Origin of the sequence: Brevibacillus sp. B_LB10_24 (assembly GCF_046036945.1) — a bacterium.
Classification (GTDB): Bacteria; Bacillota; Bacilli; order Brevibacillales; family Brevibacillaceae; genus Brevibacillus_C.
In genome coordinates this window covers 63,790-84,207 of the sequence record NZ_JBJQOQ010000017.1, presented here as the reverse complement: position 1 = coordinate 84,207, position 20,418 = coordinate 63,790, and the positions used below count along the sequence as shown (strand labels likewise).

Here is a 20,418-nt window from a genome sequence, read left to right as displayed (position 1 = left end):
CATGTGAGGAGGATATTCATGAAGAAAAACAGATTGTTGCGGTTTGGAACGATGCTGATCGCTTCCCTGCTGGCGATCGGTTTGGCCGGGTGCGGCGCAGGCGGAACATCGTCGCCATCCGGCAATGGCAAGTATGCCCAAGGGGTGACAGACAGCGAGATTCTGATCGGCCACTTTGGTCCGCAGACCGGATTTGCCGCCAACTACGACACCATCCGGCAGGGGATTCAGTCATACGTCAACCTGGTGAACGCGCAGGGCGGCGTCAACGGCCGGAAGTTGAAGCTGATCGCCTACGACAACGAATACCAGCCGAGCAAAACCGTGCCGGTAGCGACCAAGCTGGTGCAGGAGGACAAGGTGTTTGCCATCGTGGCGACGACCTGTACGCCCTGCCACCAGGCGGCGGAATCGCTGTTCACGGAAATCCCGATGGTCGGGCCGTCCCCGGCGTCTACCAGCGCCTTTCTTGAGCCGATCCGCAAAAACTGGTTTGGCGCACAGATGAACTACAACATTGAAGGGAAGTTCTTCGTCGACTACGCTGTTAAGAAAATGGGCGCCAAGCGAATCGCGATCATCTACGAGAATGACGACTACGGGAAAGAAGGGCTAAAAGGAGCCAAGGAGTATGCCCAGTCGCTGGGCGGAGTCGAGATCGCCGGGGAGCTTCCCTACAACGTGCAGGATGTCGACTTCAGCTCCCATGCCCAGAAGCTCAAGCAGCTGAGTCCCGATGTCATCATCATGACAGGCGTGCAGAAGCCGGCCGCCGCGCTGCGAACCCAGCTGGCCAAGATCGACGCAACAAATATTCCACTGATGGTCACCTACGCCATCGGGATGGACCAAAAGGTGATGTTCGACCTGGCGGGGGAGAGCTGGAACGGGGTGTATTCATCGCTGTCCACGCCTACCATCGATGAGACAGACAATCCCAAGCTGAAGGAATTCCTCGACCAATTTACAAAGGATTTTCCGAGTTCCAGCCCGAACGGCAGCGCCCAGGCGGGATGGGCGGCGGCGCAAATCCTCGTGGAAGGGATCAAGCGCAGCGGCGACAACCTCACCTGGGACAACTTCATTGCGCAGATGGAGACGTTGAAGGATTGGGACGGTTCTCTGTACCACGACGTGTTCTACACGCCAGATACGCGCTACGGACAGACGACGCTGTTCCTGACCCAGGCAAAAGGCGGGAAGCTGGAGAAAGTAGAAGGGCCCGTCAAGTACGATCCCGGTACCAAGACTTTTATTTACGGGAAGTGAGGAGGGAAGGCTGTGGCCGAACCGGTGTGGTTTCCATCAGCGGAGACCCTGCAAAGATCGCGGTTGTATCGTTGGATGACGCAGCAGGGGTTCCAGGATTACGATCAATTGTACCAGGCGTCGATTGGCGACATCGCCTGGTTTTGGGGAGAGGCGGAGAAAGCGGTCGGGACGGAATGGTTTGAGCCGTATACGCAGACGCTTGACCTCTCTCGCGGGATGAAGTGGCCCGAGTGGTTTGTCGGCGGCAAGCTTAATGTCGTCCACAACGCGCTGGACAAATGGCTGCGCGATCCCGCGTCTGCCGAGCGGCTGGCGCTCATCTGGGAGCGGGAAGACGGAGCGGTGGAGAAGTACACGTACCGGGAGTTGGCTGCGCGGGTAAACCGCGTAGCCGATGGACTAAAGCGGCAGGGAATCCGGCAGGGCGACCGGATCGGCATCTACTTGCCGATGATTCCCGAAACGGTCGTGGCCGTGCTGGCCATCGCCAAGATCGGGGCCATATTTACGGCGGCATATTCAGGGTTTGGCGCTGATCCCATCGCCAAGCGGCTGGTCAGCGCGGAGGCGAAGATGTTGATCACCGCAGACGGACAGCTTCGCCGCGGCAAGTTCATACCGATGAAAGAAGTGGCAGACCAGGCGGCAGAGATGGCCGGCTGTGTGGAAAAGGTCGTGGTCGTCCGGCGGTACAACAGGGAGACAGCCTGGCATCCGGACAGGGACGTAGACTGGTCCGAGCTGGAGGCAGGCGCCGGGGAAGCGCCGACAGAGCGGATGGGCAGCATGGACCCGTTCGTGATCATCTACACGTCGGGCACTACCGGGCGGCCGAAGGGCACCGTCCACACACACGGCAGCTTTGCCATCCGGGCGGCCTTTGAGCTCGGGTACAATCTCGACCTGCATCCCGGCGAGACGGTCCTGTGGCTTACAGACATGGGCTGGGTAATGGGGCCGATCGTCGTATTCGGGGCGCTGGCAAATGGCGCGGCCGTCATGCTCTACGAAGGCGCACCTGATTATCCCCGTCCCGACCGGCTGTGGGCGGCGGTGGAGAAGCATCGGGTATCGCTGTTAGGCATTGCCCCCACGCTGATCCGCTCCGTTATGCAGTACGGGGAGGAATTGCCCAGCCGCTTCGACCTGTCCAGCCTGCAGGGGATCGCCTCGACGGGCGAGCCGTGGGATCCGCGGGCCTGGATGTGGCTGTTCGAAAAAGCGGGCCACAGCAAAGTGCCCATCCTGAACATCTCCGGCGGCACGGAGATTGGCGGCGGCATTGTCAGCAACACCCTCTTGAAGCCAATCGCCCCCGGCGGGTTCAACTCCGCTCTGCTCGGCATGGATGCCGATGTTTACGACCTGCAGAAGCGGCCGGTCAGGGGAGCCGCCGGCGAACTGGTCATCAGACAGCCCTGGCTGGGCATGACGCACGGTTTTTGGCAGGATCCCGAACGTTATGAAAACACCTACTGGACGGTATGGGACGACACGTGGATTCACGGCGATGCCGTGCTGCGGGGCGATGATGATTTTTGGACCATCATCGGACGCTCCGACGACACGCTGAATGTAGCGGGCAAGCGGATGGGACCTGCCGAGATCGAATCGATTCTGGTCGACCACCCCGCTGTGATGGAAGCGGGCGTCATCGGCGTCCCGGATGAGCTGAAAGGCGAAGTGCCCGTCTGTTTTGTCATCTTGAACGCGGGGCAGGACCCTGGAGGAGGGCTGTCTGCCGAGTTGATGCAGATGGTGACAGACCGGCTGGGGAAATCGCTCCGGCCCAAAGAGCTGCACTTTGTCTCGGAACTGCCGAAGACGCGCAGCGCAAAAATCATGCGCCGGGCCATTCGTGCTGCTTACCTGAATCAGGATCCCGGTGATTTGAGCTCGCTGGATAATCCGGAGTCGATCGGGAAGATTCGGGTGGAGTGCGGCAGAAGGAGTGAATAAGAAAAGAGCACTGCTTTTGAAGGGCAGCGATCTCGGATGAAGCGGTGTTTTTTTGTGTGTGACTGGTTATGATGTGGAGTTTAGCCGCGCTGGATATTGGCGAGAAGGATTACATGTAAGGTTATCCTGGGATGGGATGAAATGGTCTATAGGGTTTGGTATAGGTCGGATTGGTAGACTCATATGTTGAGGGGGGGTGTTGCTGAATGCACCACAACTTGAATCGCAGGCTGGGAATGACAATCGTTTGCAGAAAAAAGAAAATACACCCTTGTTTTTCATTCAGCTTACGTATGAATTCTAATCCTCCTGCAAATGTATGAAATCGTTTCATAGAGTTCCTGTTCCATCTGTTTTTCAAACTGGTTCTGCATATGACGGGAGGTAAGTGTTGCAATTGCTTCCATCCACATACTAAACTATATCCTCAGACACAGCCATGGTTTTTGTCGCGAGTGTTTCAAAGGAGGGGTGTGAATGTCAACTGCAGCGGCCGGCTATCTGATCTTTTGCTTGTTCGGAGCGGCGCTTCTTTTCATCGCGTGGTTTCTCAACAAGAGGTTTCCCCTCGACAGCGTCGACGAATTGGTGGCGGCGGGGAGACGGATTCCATTTGGCATTATATCGGCGAGCGTATTTACCGCCTGGGTCTGGACAGGCACGATCATGGGCGCGTCCGAGGCGGGCATCTGGTTTGGCGTCAGCGGCGGCTTCAACTACGGTTGGGGGGCCATCGTTCCGTTTGTCATCTTCATTCCCGTCGCGCTCCGTTTAAGAAAGGTAATGCCGCGGACGACTACTTTTATCGAATTTATCCGCGAGCGATTTGGCGAGCGGCTGGCCAACCTGTTTTTTGCCTTTGGCGTCGCCCTCGTCCTGTACGTCTGTGTCATGCAGTCGGTGGGCATCGCCTATGCGTTTCAATACGCCTTCGGGATGAACTACAAGCTGGTCGCGTTCGTCTCGGCGGTCCTGTTTGCCGGCTATATCGCGGTTGCCGGTCTGCGCGGCTCGATTTTTAATTCCGTCTTTCAATTCTTCGTCATTATGCTTGTGGTATTTATTACGGTTCCGCTTTTGATCAAGGAAATCGGCCTGGAAAACATGTACAACGGGCTGCTCGATGCACAGAGCAACCCTGCCAACCCCAATTACAACCCGGAGGCGCTGAATTTCTTTGGCGCAGCCGGATTGCGCTACGGATTTTCCGCCGTGGTCGTGGCGATGGGGCAGGTGCTGCTGAGCCAGGGGTACTACTCGACAGCTGCCTCGGCGGCCAATTCCCGCAGCTTGATGTGGGCGTATCTGGTCGGCACGATCCTCGCCTGGCTGCCCATCCCGATCATCTTTGGAAATGTCGTGGGCGGCGGCGTGTTCGCCCTTCGCGTGACACCCGAAGAACTGGCGGTCACGACTGGTGCGGCGCCGTATATTTTCAGCCACTTCCTCGGCAGCTTTGGGGCGGTCGCGTTTGTCATCCTGATCTTCATGGCCGGATTGACCACCGGCGGCAACGGTTTGGCTGGCGTCCAGGCGATGTTTACGATCGATTTTTACAAAAAATATCTCAACCGGCAGGCGGAAGAAAAGGAGCAGACGAGGTTCGGCAAAAGAGTTATCCTGCTGGCGGGGATCGTCATCGGGCTGTGTGCCATGCTGCTTGACGGGGTCTCCTTGTTAAAGCTCGATATCTTCAGCGGAATCCTGTTCGCCGCCCCGACCGCAGCCCTGATCATCGGCCTTTGGTCGCCAAGGCTGCACACCCGGGGAGCGTTTGTTTCCATTTTTCTCGGTTTGGCTGCCGGTTTAACCGCGTACTTCGCCATTTCCGATGACGAGATCAACTGGTTCGTCGGCAATATGCTGTCGCTGGGCGTACCGTTTCTGCTGATTCTGCTGTCGCTGCCGTTTTCCAAGTCCCGATTCGACTTTGGGAAGCTGAAGCAGTATCAGCCTGAGCACCGGGTCAACATGTAGGAGGGGTGAAGCATGACGCTGTCGATGTATTCGGTTTACAACTGGCTGGTCTTTCTCTGGGGCGGTGTCGGCATGCTGTTCATCGCGGTGGTATCCATTCGGGAAATCATCGGGCAGCTTGGCATGCGCAGGAACAGGACGGGTCGAGAGGAATGACATAGCAGGCTGAAAGGATGTCCCGAGCGGAACGCATCAATCCGCTTGGGCCGTCTTTTTATTTGTCTAAATCAATTGTTTACAAAATAATCGTAATATTGTAATATCGAGACACGAAACGTTGTCTACAATTAACAATCTAACAACTAACACTGCAACAACAATTCTTGTTTCGTCAGGAAAGAGTGATGGATTTGAAACACAGCATTGCCAAATCCTCCATGAGGTATCGTATCGCCAATGAGATTCGGAAGTTGATTTTTCAGGGGAATTTGCGTCCAGGCGACAAGCTTACGGAAACTCAGCTCGCAAGCGATCTGGGAGTGAGCCGGGGGCCGATCCGGGAGGCCATTCAACAGCTGGAAATGGAAGGCTACGTCATATCGACCCCGTACAAGGAGACAAAGGTGGCCGCTATATCAGAGGAGGAAGTCGTCGAACTGCTGATTCCGATGCGAAGGAACATGGAGACCTACGCGCTGAAAAAGGGGCTTCATCTATGGAATGAGCAAACGTACGACACACTCGCCAGCATCATCCAGGAGATGAAAAAGGGGGTTATCCTGCAGGAACTGTATATGATCGTGGAACTGGATCTTCAATTCCACCAGGTGATTATCGAGTCATCAGGGATGGGGAGCATCACCACGGTCTGGGAGACGATCATGAATCGCATCCGTCTGCACTACGCCTACCAGCACTTGGAGCAGCAATATCCCGACCAATACCTGGCCGAGTTCGTCGAACCTCATGAGAGGCTGCTGCAAGTCTGTCGAACGGGTGATCTGAACAAAGCGATCCAGGCGCTTAAGGAGCATATTGACTTGATGATACATCCATGACGGCGGCACGACTGGAATGTTGCAAACGATTTCAAACATCCGATGAAAAAACTGGCTGCACCAATGACGAGAGACTGGGGTCGAGGACAATGGTTTACGTATTGATGGGTCTCATTCAAATTACGTACGTTTCGCTTAATTCCTTTCGGGTCGTACTGATGATCAAGGGCCGGAAGCTCCTGGCCGCCATGATCGGCACGATTGAAATTCTGGTGTACATCTACGGGCTTGCGCTTGTGCTGAACAACCTTGAATCGTTTTGGGGCATTTTTATCTACAGCGCGTCTTACGGGGCCGGAATTTTGCTGGGAACCTATATTGAGCAAAAAATCGCCTTGGGGTACATCGGACTGCAGATCATCACGGACAACGAGCTTGAATTGGAGCAAAAGCTGCGGGACAGAGGATACGGAGTGACCACCTGGCTTGGGCAAGGCGCAAGCGGCTACAGAAAGGTCTACCTGGTCATCGCCAAGCGCAAAGAATACGCTGATCTGCTGTCGTCGATCAAACAGACAGATGCCAAGGCCTTCATTATCTCTTATGACATCACGCATTCTGTCGGAGGCTTTTGGCGGGGGAATCTCAACCAGAGAAATATCGTGAATTGAGGGGGATATCACGCTTGACGACCTTTCGCTTTCTTTTTACCCCAAAGCAAATCGGCAGCATCTGGATCAAAAACCGCATATTGAGCACCGGCCACATGACCACATATGTCCAGGATGGTCTGCCGACTCAAAGACTGATCCACTACCACCGGGAAAGGGCGAGGGGCGGGGCAGGATTAATCGTGCTTGAGGCGAATGCCGTACACCCCAGCGCCTCGATGACCTCGGATACGATTGCGGCCCACCATGACGGGGTCATCCCGTATTACGAACAACTGGCGGCGGCTGTTCATCCTTATGGAACGAAGATGTTCGTGCAGCTGTTCCACCCTGGCAAGGAGATTTCTCCCTCTGGCCCGGCTGTTCCGCTCGCCCCTTCACCCGTGCCGTCTGACCGCTTTCGGATCATGCCGAGGGAATTGGCTGCCGAAGAGATCAAAGCCATCATTCAGGGGTATGGAGAAACGGCCGAACGGGTGCAAAAGGGCGGACTGGACGGGGTGGAAATCGTCGCTTCCCACGGGTATTTGATCAACCAGTTTTGGTCACCGCGCATGAACCTGCGGCGGGATGAGTACGGAGGTTCATTTGAAAACCGGATGAGGTTTTTACGAGAGACAGTGACCGCAGTTCGCGGAAAAGTCGGGGATCAGTTTCCGGTGGGCCTGAGGTTGAGCGTAGACGATTTTGTCAAAGAGGGACTTTCTTTTGATGAAGTGTTGGAAATTCTAAAGTACTGTGATCGTGAAATCGGGGGATTCGATTACTTCAGCTTGGTGGGAGGCAGTTCATCTACTTATGCCAGTTCGGTCTTCATCGTTCCGCCGGCACCGATTCCGCCTGCCCACTTTGCCCCTCATGCGGCAAGGATCAGGGAAGCTGTATCCGTTCCGATTTTGCTCACATCCAGAATCAACGATCCGGTCATCGCTGAAAAGGTGCTGGCCAATGGACAGGCCGACATGGTAGGGATGACCAGAGCGATGATCTGCGATCCGCATATGCCGAATAAGGCTCTGCGCGGAGAGTATCATCGGATCAGGTTTTGTATCGGATGCAATCAGGCGTGCATCGGACATATGCAAAAGGACGAACCGATCAGCTGCATTCAAAATCCGGTAACAGGCCGGGAGACGCTGTATGCGGATCTGCCAAAAGCTGAGATCAGAAAGCGAATCGTCGTCGTAGGCGGCGGCCCGGCCGGGATGAAAGCCGCCGTGATCCTGGCTGAAAGAGGGCATAACGTGACGCTGCTGGAGAAGTCGGACGAACTGGGCGGACAGGTAAAGCTGGCCCGGGTCATCCCGGGGCGCGAGGAATTCGGCGAACTGATCCCCAATCTCAAGAAAGAGCTGGAGTTCCATCGGGTAGAAGTCCTGCTGGGCACGGAAGCGACCAAAGAGCTGATCCTCTCGCTGAAAGCGGAGGAAGTGGTTTTGGCGACAGGCTCCGTTCCGTATTTTCCCGATGTGGAGGGGTTTGATCTGCCCCATGTAGCGACTGCTTGGGACATCCTGAATCGGAAAAAAACGGCAGGTAAAAGGGTCGTTGTCGCCGACTGGAAGGGAGACATGCCGGGTGTCGGCACAGCCATGTACCTGAAAAATCAGGGGTGCGAAGTGGAGATCGTATCGAGCTGTGTCCAGATCGGATTTGGTCTGCAATCGTATGTGCGTTCGATGATCCTCGCCGAGCTATATATGGATGGGGTCGGCATGCACCCGAATTACAAGCTGGCGAAAATCGAGCCTGCGGCGGTTGTTTTTGAAAATATCTACACGGGCCAAACGATGCGGCGCGAGAATATCGATACGGTTGTTCTGGCCTACGGCAATATTCAGGTCGCCGATCTATACCGCGAGTTGAAAGGCGCGGTCCCGAATGTCCATATGATCGGCGATTGCGTAAAGCCTCTTTCAGCCGAGGAGGCCATCTTGCAAGGATTCGAATTGGCCGTAAAGCTCTAGCAAGTCCACTCTTCGTTAGCGAGGCGAGTAAAATGCATCCGGATATCATCTGTTGCCTGCCTGTGGCGGGCGGGACTGGATTGGCCGAGCAGGCGGCTTGGGGCTTGGTGAAGGCAGCGAGGCAGCTGGCCCGCGGCCGCTCCCGACTGATTGGCATTGTGGTCCACTGCGGTTTGAAACCGGCCCAATATCAGTCACTGCCCTTGGAGGAGGTGTACCACGTTCAGGTGGACGAAAAGCTGTGGAAGCTTGCCGAGTCCCATGTGGAGGCGCTTCAAGGCGTCATGCGAAAACGGGAAACGGCCAGGGGGATTTACCTGTTCGCCTCAACTCCCCTCTACCAGGAGGCGGCAGTCCGGTTATCTATCCGCTGCGACGGCGCCATCATCACCAATGCGATGGAGATCTTCCCTGATAGCGATGGGGAGAGATTGATTGCAAAGCGTGAAATCTACGGCGGAAAAGCCCATGAATACCTTGTCTGTGACGGCAATCAAGACCGGTTCATCACTCTGGATCCAGCCTGCCTGTACGGCGAAAAGCAGCGGGAAATACCAACGTTGGTGCAGGAAGTACCACTGCAGATTCGAACGGGGAGCGGCGTTCGCTTTCTATCGGAGGCGAGCGTCACTTGGCAAGAGATGAACATGACGGAAGCGCGCTGCGTCATCGGAATTGGCCGGGGAGTTTACGGATCAGGAGCGATCGGCGAGGTCATCCGGCTAGCGGATCTGCTGAACGCTCCCATCGGGGGCAGCAAGGTAGCGGATGAGCTGGGGTTGATTCCCCGCGAAAAGAGGATCGGCTCCAGCGGCTGCCAGATCGATGCCGATATCTATGTGGCGATCGGCATCTCCGGTTCTTCTCAGCATCTGGAGGGGATTAAGGGCGTGAAGCATGTGATTGCCGTCAACAGCGATCCCTCCGCTCCGATATTTCAGCGCTGTGATATAGGCGTCGTCGGAGACCTTAAGGAGGTGCTGCCGAAATTGGTCGAGGCCGTTTCAACAGAAAGGCGAAGGGAAGAGTGCCATGGAGATCTGCGTATTGGTTAAGCCAATGATGGACCCGGCAGCCATTCAATGGGACTACAAAGAACAGCGATTCGGATACGTCCGACAGGTGTGGAGCCGGGTTGACCTGCACGCTCTCCAGTGGGCGGTGGGATATAAAGAAAAATACGGCGCCCGGATCACGGTGTTGTCCCTTGCAGGCGAAGGGGACAGGCCTGATTTGCGCCAACTGACGAGACTGCCGCTCGATCGGGTCATCGTAAAAACACATGCGAAGTCCCGACTGCACGGCGATGAAGCGGCAGACCTTTTGGCAGAAGAATTGACGGACTGGAAGGTCGGGCTGATTCTCTGCGGATCGGTCAGCGAGGACATCTGTCTCGGGATCACCCCGGCTGCATTGGCAGAGAGACTTCAGCTTCCTCTGCTGACCCATGTGCAGCAAATCCAACCGATGAGCGAGCGCGTGTGGCAAGTTCAGCGCAAGGCAGGAGGGGGAGGTGTGGAGACTTTTGAACTGGAGCTGCCGGCCATCATCGGGGTCGTGAGTTCGATTTCGCGCAGAAGGTACATTCCCCGATTTGCCGCTGCGGAAAGAACTGGCACGGTTTTCGTGGAGGAACCGGCAGCAGCTTCCGGCAAGAAGCCAAAGGTACAAGTGATCAAAGTGACGGAACCGCAGCCCAGCATTCGTCATGGAGCCATTCCTTCTTCTGCGCTGCCGCCGGAAAAACGGCTGCTGGAAATCATGGGATTGGCCGGGGGGAGAAGCCGGACATCCGCGGAGAAGGTGATACACGGTATTGATGATCAAAATATTCAATCCATTGCTGCCAAGCTGCGGGTGTGGCTCAAGGGGGGATAAGCGTTGGAGACGATTCATCGGGAGACATTTTGGTTGATTTCCCCCGGGTATGTTGTCTTATTGTACAGCTTTGCCGCGATTTCGCTGGGAGTATTCGGCTTTGGTTTTTACCGGCGCTTCCGTCTGTGGCAAAGCGGACAGAAGGAAAAAGTCAGCTGGCATGACGTTAAAGCAAACCTGAGGTACTTTTTGGACATGGCGGCCCGGCAAAAGAAAATAAAGCGGGACAAGCTATTCGGACTGATGCACCGATTTGTCAGCTACGGCTTTGTCGTTTTGTTCATCGGCACGTGTCTGGTCTTTATCGATTACGATCTGGGCATCCCGATCTTGCGGGGGTATTTTTACCTCGTCTACGAAGCGGTTTTGGATGTGTTCGGCTTGCTGTTTATCGCCGGCTTGGTGATCGCAATGAGTGTCAGGGCGGGGAAAAGGCGGACGAGGCTGCGGCACACTGTGATGGACCAAGCATTTTTGTGGCTGCTGGCAGTGATTGGCCTCGGCGGCTATGTATTGGAGGGTATCCGGATTAGCCTGTCGCAAAGCAGTTACGCGATCTGGTCTCCTGTGGGGTACGCCCTCTCCAGGCTGTTTGCCGGCAATCCGCTGTTTGCCGCCGAATCCTATCCGATCTGGTGGATGAGTCACGCCGTTTTTTCGTTACTTTTGCTAGCCATTATTCCGTATACCAAGTTATTCCATTTTTTAACTGCCCCGATCCATATCCTGTTCCAGCCTGTCAAGCGAACGGGCAAGATCTCCTTGCCCTACCATTTGGATGAGCAGTCGCCGGACGAATGGTCCAACCCGGCGAAAGCGAGAGGGGTGCATAAGATTTCCGATTTTACCAATTGGCAGTTACTCGGCACCGATGCCTGTACCGAATGCGGCCGATGCGACAGCCAATGTCCCGCACATCTGAGCGGCAAGCCCCTGTCGCCGCGATCGATCGTTACCAAAATACGCGACCACATGCAGCCAAACTGCGAGATCGGCTCCTTTATCCAACCGGCTGAGCTGCAGTCCTGTACGACGTGCGGGGCGTGTGTGGAAGCTTGTCCGGTGTCGATCAACCACATCGACCTGATCCTGGCGATGCGCCGCGGATTGATCCAGAACATGGTCATGGAGACGGAGGCGGAGAGCACCCTGCTAAAACTGGAAGAGCAGTACAACATCTGGGGCAAACCTTGGTCCGAGCGGGCAGACTGGAGCAAAGACCTGCAAATTCCCCGGCTTGATACCGAAGACGAAAAGCAAAAACAGGGGGCGTAACGGGTATGGAAGTTCTATTTTGGGTCGGCTGCGCGGCAGCGTACGATTCGCGATTGCAGAGCATAGCTCGGGCCTTTGCCGAGATTATGAAAAAGGCGGGTGTCGACTATGCCATCTTGGGCACAAAAGAGCGCTGCACAGGTGATGTGGCCAGGCGGCTGGGGGATGAGGCGATGTTTCAGGAATTGGCTCTCCACAACATCGCGGTGTTGAAACAACACAACGTCAAATCGATTGTCACTACCTGTCCGCACTGCTTCAACATGTTCCAAAACGAATATCCCGCGCTCGGAGGGGATTTTGAAGTGACGCATTACACCACTTTCATTTCCAACCTGATCCGGGACGGCAGGCTGCGGCTGCCAAAAAAACAGGAGCGGGAGCTCGCCACCTATCACGATCCGTGTTATCTGGGACGGCAAAACGGTATTTTTGACGCCCCCCGCGACATCCTGGCCGCACTCGGTTACACCATCGCGGAGATGGAACGCAGCCGGGAGCAGTCATTTTGCTGCGGTGCCGGCGGGGGAATGATGTTTGAAACGGCGCCGCGGGGCCAAAAGATCAATTCGCTCCGTGCCGAAGAGGCAATGCAGACGGGTGCCTCGATGACGATGACGGCCTGTCCGTTCTGTCTGGTGATGATGGAGGAAGCGATCGGCTCGCTGAATCAGACGAATGCGGCGAACATGGCTGCACGGGATATCGCCGAGGTCGTGAACGAATGGGCCGAAGCAAGAATTCCAAGGCACGGCAAGGAGGGAAACACATGAAAGAGATGTATCTCATTTTTCAAAATGCGACCAAACACTACAAGGAAAGTAAAAGCGGTCGATTCCGTAAATCTGGAGGTGAGGGAAGGAGAGTTCTTGACGATCCTGGGCCCCTCTGGATCGGGGAAAACCACACTGCTGAAACTGACAGCCGGTTTTGACCAACTCACCTCCGGCAAGATTCACCTGAACGGCCAGGAGATTACCAGGAAAAAACCGTACGAGCGAAATATCGGGATGCTGTTTCAAAACTACGCCCTATTTCCCCATATGACGGTGGCTCAGAACATTGCTTACCCTCTAAAAATCAGAAAATTTACAAAACAACAGGTCGATTCGCAAGTCCGCAAAATGCTGGAGATGGTTCATCTGGAGGAATTTGCCGACAGGTATCCCGGCAGCCTGAGCGGAGGACAGCAGCAGCGGGTCGCACTCGCCAGAGCCATCGTCTTTAATCCGCCCCTGCTGCTCTTAGACGAGCCTTTGGGGGCTTTGGACAAGAACTTGCGCGAGAAGATGCAGCTGGAAATCAAGCAAATCCACAAAAAAATCGGCATGACGACGATCAGTGTCACCCACGATCAGATGGAAGCGTTAACGATGTCTGACCGGATCTGTGTCATGAACAAAGGGAGGATTGAACAGGTCGACTCGCCTGAGGCGATTTACCAGAAGCCGAAGAACCGGTTTGTCGCTGAATTTATCGGCGAGATCAACTTGTTTAAGGGACATGTCACAGCCAGGGAAAAGAATCGGGCCGTTGTCAAACTGTCCGGGTTTGAGGACTTCGTCTGTTACACTGAGGAACAACATCACCAGGTGGGCGAAAACGTCTATGTAGCGCTCCGCCCGGAGAATGTCAATATCTCAACGGAAAGGAGCGGCTTTGACAACAACCTGAGAGTAACTGTAGCCGAGAAAATATACGTGGGTGACGCCTTGAAGGTGAAGACGAGGACAGCATTTGGCGAGGAGGTGACGATAAAAGCTCCCAATCAGCTGCATTCATTGATAGAGGTAGGAAGAGACATCCATCTCGGTTGGGACAACGCCTGCGCGACAACGATCCCCTGCGAGTAGAGGTCAGCAAGTCAGTCCGTTGCCATTTTGGCCAGCAAAGAGGAGGAGAAGAAGATGAGAAAAAAGGTGAAATCAGTCATGGGGATAGTTGCGCTGTCACTCGCGCTTACGGCGTGCGGCGCACAAGAGAGTTCTACCTCTGGTGCTTCGGGATCCAAACAGGGGTCAAAGGAGCTGGTTGTCGTCGATTACGGCGGAGATTTTTCCGAGATGGCGAAAAAGTATCTGTACGAACCGTTCGAGAAAGCAAACAACGTCAAAATCACTGTCGTTTCGCCGTCTGACGCCGGAAAATTAAAAGCGATGGTTCAGAGCAACAATGTGGAATGGGACGTCCTCGAAATTGATACCGATATCGGAATCCGTCTGGGAAATGAAGGATTGCTGGAAAAACTGGATTACAGCGTAATTGACAAAACGAACGTGATCCCGGAACTGGTTGGCGACTATAACGTCGGGTGCATTACCTACACGACGAACATCGCTTATAACGCCGAAGTCTACAGCGGTGACAACCACCCGAAAACCTGGGCAGAATTCTGGGATACCGCGAAGTTTCCCGGACCGCGCGGGTTTTACAAGAGCCCTACGGGAACGCTGGAGGCAGCCTTGATGGCAGACGGAGTCGCCCCGGACAAGATGTACCCGCTTGATGTAGACCGCGCCTTGAAGAGTTTGGACAAAATCAAGGGAGACATCAAAGTGTGGTGGGAAACGGGAGCCCAGTCGACCCAATTGCTGGCGACGAAGGAGACGCATCTGTCCACTGCGTGGAACGGGCGGGTGTCAATGGCAAAAACAAAGGGTTCCAAGATTGACAACGAGTTTAACCAATCCATGCTGATGAGCACCTCATGGATTATCCCCAAGGGGGCGCCCAACAAGGAATTGGCGCAAAAATTCATCGCCTTCACACTGGATCCAAAAGTGCAGGCAGAGCTTTCAGAACATACTGATTACGGCCCGGCCAACAGGAAAGCGCTCGAGCTGATGCCGGAAGATGTCAAGAAGCGGCTGGGTGTCACTACGGAGGGCTTGGCAAACCAAGTCATTGTCGACATGGAGTATTGGGCCAAAAACTTTGATGCCATTAATGACCAGTTTAACGCCTGGCTCTTGCAGTAAGGAGACAACGATCAAGTTCCGCAGGTCGCAGACGATGTGCCTGACACACCTGACACGCCGTCTGCCTTGCGGGGAGGAGGCATTCACATGCACGATACACAACTTGAGGTCCAGACGCTTCACAAGGTGCCCAGCGCGAACGCTCTCGTCAAAATACCGGGGCTGAAATGGATGCTGTTGATCATACCGCTTCTCTATGTCACGTTTCTGCTGTACCTCTCCCTGCTCAGCCTGCTAAAGCTGAGTGTCTTCGATCAAAGCGGATTTACCTGGGGGTACATGGAGCGGATTTTTACCGGCACGCTCTATCTGAAGGTTCTCTGGACGACGGTCAAGACGGCGTTTCTGGTCACAGTCTTTACGCTGGTCTTCGGTTACCCGGTCGCCTACCTGCTGGTGTTCCTTGAATCGCCAAGATGGAAGCAGACCGTCATGAGCACAGTCATGATCACGCTGTGGATCAGCCTGCTTGTCCGCACGTTTACCTGGACGATTATCTTGCAGGATCAAGGGATCATCAACAGTCTATTGATGAATATGGGCATCATCGAACAGCCGGTCAAGCTGCTCTACAATACGACAGGCGTGGTGATCGGAATGACCCACATCCTGCTTCCGTACATGATTCTCAGCCTGTATTCCGTCATGGAGGGAATTGACAAAAGGCTGATTCAGGCGGCGCAAGGCATGGGCGCCAAGCCCGCAAAGGCATTTTGCCAGGTTTTTTTGCCGCTTTCACTGCCAGGCGTGATCTCAGGGTCGCTGATCGTTTTCGTCATGGGTTTAGGCTACTATATCACGCCTGCCTTGTTAGGCGGACAAAGCAATATGATGATCGCCAAGCTCATTCAGGAAAATATTGAGGTCACGTTAAACTGGAACCTGGCCGCCGCGCTAGCGCTTGTATTATTGGTGACCACGCTGGTGATCCTGGCCATTGCTTACTGGGTATCCCGATTATCGCCAATGCTGAAAGAGGGTGTGTGATGATGTGGCTGAGAGTCGTTGTCGGCGTGATTCTCTTCCTGATGATCTCTCCCATTCTAGTCATGATGCCGCTGTCGTTCAGTTCCGAAGTCGCTTTTCACTTTCCGCCTCCGGACTATTCGCTGAAGTGGTATCAGAAGTTTTTGGACAACAGCACATGGGTAGAGAGCCTTGGCCGCAGCCTGCTCGTCGCTTGCTGTACGGCGGTTGTCGCCACCCTTCTGGGGACGATGGGGGCGCTTGCCGTCAGCCGATTGAATTTCCCAGGCAAGAAGATCTTTGTCAATCTGATGATCGCACCGATGATCATCCCGGTTATCGTCGTCGCGATTGCGATGTACTACTCGTTTTCCAACTACAGCCTGACCAATTCCATCTCGGGGCTGGTGTTGGCCCACTCCGTATTGGCGATCCCGATCGTGTTTGTCACCGTCAGCGCCAGGCTGAGAGGAGTGGACGAAAACCTGGAATTGGCGGCGCAAAGCCTTGGCTCATCGCCTGTGGGAGCCTTTTTAAGAGTGACGCTGCCGATCATTCGCACGGCCGTTTTTGCCAGTGGCTTGTTCGCTTTTATTACCTCGCTGGATGAGGTGGTAGTCAGCATGTTTATCGCCGGCGCAAAGGCGAAAACACTGCCGGTCGCGATGTGGGAAAGCATGCGGACACAGGTCGATCCGACAATCGCCGCGGTATCTACCTTGTTGATCGTCGCGACGGTAGCGCTGTTTGGCGTGCAAGGACTGATGAGCCAAAGAGAACAGAAGTTGTAGGAAGGAGTGGAAAAAGCATGTATATCAATGGAGCATGGATTAGAACAGACGAGACGCTGGACGTGATCAACCCTGCCACTGGGGAGGTAGTGGGTCAGGTCAGCATGTCGGGGAGGGAGGAGACGAAGCGGGCGATTGCGTCGGCAAAGGAAGCTTTTCCCGCATGGTCAGGCTTGGCAGTAGATGAACGGGTCGCTTACCTGCACAGAATCGTAGCCAAACTGGAACAAGATCGCGATAAACTAGCCCGTCTGATCACCAGAGAAATGGGAAAATCGATTCACAATGCCCGCTACGAAGTAGGCAGCACGATCGCGTTTTTCCAATGGTTTGCAGAAGAAGCGCGCAGACTGTACGGCAGGTCCGTCCCTGCCTCTGCCGCCAACAAACGCATCATGGTAAACCGGCAGCCGGTGGGTGTTGTCAGCGCCATCACACCATGGAATTTTCCCTTGTCGATGATCGCAAGAAAACTGGCGCCTGCTCTCGCGGTAGGCTGCACAGTCGTCCTTAAGCCTTCAAAGGAAGCGCCGCTATCCGCCGTGGAGCTGTTCAAAATCTTTGATGAAATCGGCCTGCCCAATGGAGTCGCCAACCTGGTGATCGGTTCGTCCGGCCCGATCGCCAATGCGCTGATGGAGAGCAGGGATGTCCGTAAAATATCGTTTACCGGCTCTACGGAAGTGGGAAAGGTGCTGATTCGCCAATCGGCCGATACCGTCAAGCGGGTCTCGATGGAACTGGGCGGACACGCGCCATTCATCGTTTTTGAAGACGCCGACCTCGATCTTGCCGTCACCGGGGCGGTTCAGAGCAAATTTGCCTCAGCCGGACAGCAGTGTGTCTGTGCGAACCGGATATACGTTCACCACGAGATTTACGAAGAATTTGCCAAACGTCTGCAGGAAAAGGTCTCGGCAATGAGCATCGGAGACGGGCTGGATGAAGCCAATCAGATCGGCCCGCTGATCAATCAGGATGCGATCGACAAGGTGCACGACCAAGTGGAGGATGCCATTGCCAAAGGGGCGGCGGTCCTCTACGGCGGTACAAGGCTGACTGGCGGGCAGTACGACAAGGGCTTCTTCTATTGCCCTACCCTCTTGGGCGATGTCAAGGAAGGAATGAAGATCGCTCACGAAGAGACGTTCGGACCTGTTGCCCCGTTAATCCGCTTCTTCTCCGAAGAGGAAGTGATCCGCCGGGCGAACGATACGGAATACGGGCTGGCTTCGTATTTTTACACCAACGATTTATCGCGGATGTACCGTGTCTCCGAGAAACTGGATTACGGCATGGTCGGCGTCAATGACCCTGCCCCCTTTTCCGTCCAGGCTCCGTTTGGTGGCGTGAAGGAAAGCGGTTTGGGCAGAGAGGGCGGCTGTGAAGGCGTGGAGGATTACCTTGACGTGAAGCTGACCTCGGTGCAAATCCGACTGTAGGGAGGGGCTGGCATGTTAATCGTCTACCCGGATGCCGATCCGCAAATAAAGTCTTTGATCACAGACGAGCTGGTCTCCAGGCTGAACGCAGTTGCTGAATTTCGCGTATACGAAGGAAGGCCAAAAGACGACGCGGAGTTTCTTTCCAGAGTAAAAGAAGCAGACGGCGTGCTGCTGGGCTGGTATTTGCCCAATCAAATCATGAGCGCCTGCACGAACCTGAAGGTGATTGCCTACGCCGGAATCGGGGTCAAAAATTTTGTCGACGTCGGGTTTGCCCGGCAATGCGGCATTGCGGTAACCAACACGCCCGGTTATGCCGACGACGCAGTCAGTGAACATACACTGGCCCTGATGCTTGCAGTCGCAAAACAAATTGCCCGCCATCACCAAAACCTGCAGCGGGGCGTATGGGATCCGTCTATCCCCAGTCTTGGGCTGCGGGGCAAGACGATCGGGTTAATTGGGTTGGGAGGGATCGGTCAAAGAGTGGCCGAGCTTAGCAAAGCGTTCGGGATGAACGTTATCTGCTGGACTCTCCACCCGAGTCTGGAGCGGGCGAAGAGAGCGGGTGTGACGTTTGTCAGTCTGGAGGAACTGCTCGGGAGTTCCGATTACATCTCGCTGCACATCGCGTATACGGAACAGACCAGGTCGCTGATAGGCGAGAAAGAATTGTCTTTGGCAAAACAAGGAGCGATCCTGATCAATACGGCGCGCTCAGAGCTGGTCGATACGCCGTCCCTGGCTCGGGCCCTCGCTTCAGGCAGGCTGGCCGGGGCAGGCATCGACGTTTTCGACGAAGAACCGGTATCGAAGGATAACCCCTTGTTGTCCTTGCCAAATGTGGTGCTTTCGCCTCACGTTGGCTTTAATACCCCTGACGCTGTGAATAAGATCTTGGAATTATGCGTGGATAACCTTGTCCAATTCTTTACCGGATCACCGCAAAACGTTGTAGATGTTTGAACCATATGAGCAAAGACGGGAGAGGACGACCCTGATGCGAAAAAGGGGCGTCCTCTTTTTTGCGGGGAGGAATCCTAAGGAATTTGGCGAATTATGGAATGCGGCAATGAATCGTACATATATTTAGAGCATTCTAGGCAGTTCATAGGAATCAGGGGGGATATTCGTGAAAAAGGGATTCCGTACGTCAGTAAGGAGATGGCTTGGTGCTATTAGTGTCAGCTCTCTGCTGGCCTTCATGACCGCCTGCGGAGCGGGACAGGAGGCAAAGCCGGCAGACGGCAACGCTCCGGCTCCGCAGAACGAACAGCCGAAGACAGAAGCGCCAAAACCGCCCGAGAAGCAAAAACTGGTCATTTACACGGCACGGGACAAAAATATTTTTGAAATTGTTCAGCCCTCGTTTCAAGAGAAGTATCCCGATATCGACGTCGAGTTTTACACGATGGGGGCGCAGCAGATCCTGGAGCGGATTCGCGCCGAGAAGGCCAACCCGCAGGCCGATTTTTGGTGGGGCGGGACCCAGTCGGCGTTCAGCGCTGCCGTAAATGAGGGCTTGTTGGAGAGCTATAAACCCAGTTTCGCCGACAAGGTGCCGGCAGACTACAAAGATCCTGGCGATTACTGGTACGGCGAAATGCTTTTGCCGGAGGTCATCATGTACAATCCGGAGGCGATCAAGAAAGAGGATGCGCCGAAAGATTGGGACGACCTGCTGGATCCTAAATACAAGGACAAGATCGTGATTCGCGGCGTGCTGGCTTCAGGGACGATGCGGACGATCTACTCCGCGATGATCTACCGCCAAGGGGCGGACACGCCGGAAAAAGGCTACGAGTGGCTGAAAAAACTTGACGCCAACACCAAAGAATACACCCAGGACCCGACCAACCTGTACCTGAAGCTGGATCGCCAGGAAGGCGCGATCTCCCTGTGGAATCTGCAGGACGTGCTGCTGCAGAGCAAGCAGAACAACCATCCTTTTGACTTCATCTATCCGGCCAGCGGCGCTCCGATTCTCGTCGACGGCGTCGGCATCGTCAAAGGCGCCAAAAATATGGATGCGGCCAAGAAATTCTACGAGCATCTGTTCAGCGATGAAGTGGCGTTAAAGCTGGCGAAAGAGAGGTACCAGATCCCGACCCGCACGGACATCAACAAAGACAGCTTGCCGGATTGGATGAAAGACATCGAGCTGAAGTCGCTTGACCTCGATTGGAACGTCATGGCGGAGAAAGAAAAAGATTGGATGCAGTACTGGGACGAAAACATCAAAGGAAAAGGGAAAAAATAGCCTGAATGGCCGGGGACGCTGCGCTCCGGCCGTTTTTCGTC

The 20,418-nt window shown here is 54.8% G+C and carries 18 protein-coding genes; all 18 read left to right on the top strand.

The genetic code is table 11. The features are described from left to right. The first annotated feature begins 18 nt into the window (after positions 1-18). The 18 genes from ACI7RC_RS16265 to ACI7RC_RS16180 all read left to right on the top strand — a co-directional run bounded on the left by ACI7RC_RS16265 (position 19) and on the right by ACI7RC_RS16180 (position 20,377). The gene (locus ACI7RC_RS16265; protein ID WP_408109280.1) at positions 19-1,269 is read left to right on the top strand and encodes an ABC transporter substrate-binding protein; all 1,251 of its coding nucleotides are present in this window, start codon (positions 19-21) and stop codon (positions 1,267-1,269) included. A 12-nt stretch (positions 1,270-1,281) separates the two neighbouring features. Next, positions 1,282-3,231, top strand: coding sequence for an AMP-binding protein (locus ACI7RC_RS16260; RefSeq protein ID WP_408109279.1), 1,950 nt, complete (start codon positions 1,282-1,284; stop codon positions 3,229-3,231). A gap of 477 nt (positions 3,232-3,708) precedes the next feature. Next, complete coding sequence (locus tag ACI7RC_RS16255) at positions 3,709-5,208, top strand: sodium:solute symporter family transporter (protein ID WP_408109278.1); 1,500 nt, start codon at positions 3,709-3,711, stop codon at positions 5,206-5,208. A gap of 12 nt (positions 5,209-5,220) precedes the next feature. After that, positions 5,221-5,364: a hypothetical protein gene (locus ACI7RC_RS16250; protein WP_408109277.1), complete on the top strand. Its 144-nt coding sequence runs from the start codon at positions 5,221-5,223 to the stop codon at positions 5,362-5,364. A 188-nt stretch (positions 5,365-5,552) separates the two neighbouring features. Then, on the top strand, positions 5,553-6,206 hold the full coding sequence (locus ACI7RC_RS16245) for a GntR family transcriptional regulator (protein ID WP_408109276.1): 654 nt from the start codon (positions 5,553-5,555) through the stop codon (positions 6,204-6,206). 89 nt (positions 6,207-6,295) lie between these two features. Next, positions 6,296-6,817, top strand: coding sequence for a DUF2179 domain-containing protein (locus tag ACI7RC_RS16240; protein ID WP_408109275.1), 522 nt, complete (start codon positions 6,296-6,298; stop codon positions 6,815-6,817). 14 nt (positions 6,818-6,831) lie between these two features. Then, positions 6,832-8,784 (top strand): oxidoreductase, encoded by a 1,953-nt coding sequence (locus ACI7RC_RS16235; protein ID WP_408109274.1) that lies wholly within the window; start codon positions 6,832-6,834, stop codon positions 8,782-8,784. Between the two features lie 32 nt (positions 8,785-8,816). Continuing rightward, a complete protein-coding gene (locus tag ACI7RC_RS16230) occupies positions 8,817-9,839 on the top strand; it encodes an electron transfer flavoprotein subunit alpha/FixB family protein (protein ID WP_408109273.1) in 1,023 nt (340 codons plus the stop codon). Continuing rightward, positions 9,832-10,662 carry a hypothetical protein gene (locus ACI7RC_RS16225; protein ID WP_408109272.1) on the top strand — a complete coding sequence of 277 codons (831 nt, stop codon included), beginning with the start codon at positions 9,832-9,834 and terminating at the stop codon, positions 10,660-10,662. Before ACI7RC_RS16230 ends, ACI7RC_RS16225 begins: the two co-directional genes overlap by 8 nt. A gap of 3 nt (positions 10,663-10,665) precedes the next feature. Further along, the gene (locus tag ACI7RC_RS16220) at positions 10,666-11,937 is read left to right on the top strand and encodes a respiratory nitrate reductase subunit gamma (RefSeq protein ID WP_408109271.1); all 1,272 of its coding nucleotides are present in this window, start codon (positions 10,666-10,668) and stop codon (positions 11,935-11,937) included. Positions 11,938-11,942: 5 nt separating this feature from the next. Further along, on the top strand, positions 11,943-12,710 hold the full coding sequence (locus ACI7RC_RS16215; RefSeq protein ID WP_408109270.1) for a (Fe-S)-binding protein: 768 nt from the start codon (positions 11,943-11,945) through the stop codon (positions 12,708-12,710). Positions 12,711-12,806: 96 nt separating this feature from the next. Beyond that, on the top strand, positions 12,807-13,790 hold the full coding sequence (locus ACI7RC_RS16210) for an ABC transporter ATP-binding protein (protein ID WP_408109269.1): 984 nt from the start codon (positions 12,807-12,809) through the stop codon (positions 13,788-13,790). Between the two features lie 54 nt (positions 13,791-13,844). Further along, complete coding sequence (locus ACI7RC_RS16205) at positions 13,845-14,915, top strand: polyamine ABC transporter substrate-binding protein (RefSeq protein WP_408109268.1); 1,071 nt, start codon at positions 13,845-13,847, stop codon at positions 14,913-14,915. Between the two features lie 87 nt (positions 14,916-15,002). After that, the gene (locus ACI7RC_RS16200) at positions 15,003-15,902 is read left to right on the top strand and encodes an ABC transporter permease (protein WP_408109267.1); all 900 of its coding nucleotides are present in this window, start codon (positions 15,003-15,005) and stop codon (positions 15,900-15,902) included. After that, the gene (locus tag ACI7RC_RS16195) at positions 15,902-16,672 is read left to right on the top strand and encodes an ABC transporter permease (RefSeq protein WP_408109266.1); all 771 of its coding nucleotides are present in this window, start codon (positions 15,902-15,904) and stop codon (positions 16,670-16,672) included. Before ACI7RC_RS16200 ends, ACI7RC_RS16195 begins: the two co-directional genes overlap by 1 nt. A 17-nt stretch (positions 16,673-16,689) precedes the next feature. Next, complete coding sequence (locus ACI7RC_RS16190; RefSeq protein ID WP_408109265.1) at positions 16,690-18,114, top strand: NAD-dependent succinate-semialdehyde dehydrogenase; 1,425 nt, start codon at positions 16,690-16,692, stop codon at positions 18,112-18,114. A gap of 12 nt (positions 18,115-18,126) precedes the next feature. Further along, positions 18,127-19,083, top strand: coding sequence for a 2-hydroxyacid dehydrogenase (locus ACI7RC_RS16185; RefSeq protein WP_408109264.1), 957 nt, complete (start codon positions 18,127-18,129; stop codon positions 19,081-19,083). A 238-nt stretch (positions 19,084-19,321) separates the two neighbouring features. After that, positions 19,322-20,377, top strand: coding sequence for an extracellular solute-binding protein (locus ACI7RC_RS16180; RefSeq protein ID WP_408109303.1), 1,056 nt, complete (start codon positions 19,322-19,324; stop codon positions 20,375-20,377). Positions 20,378-20,418 lie beyond the last annotated feature (41 nt).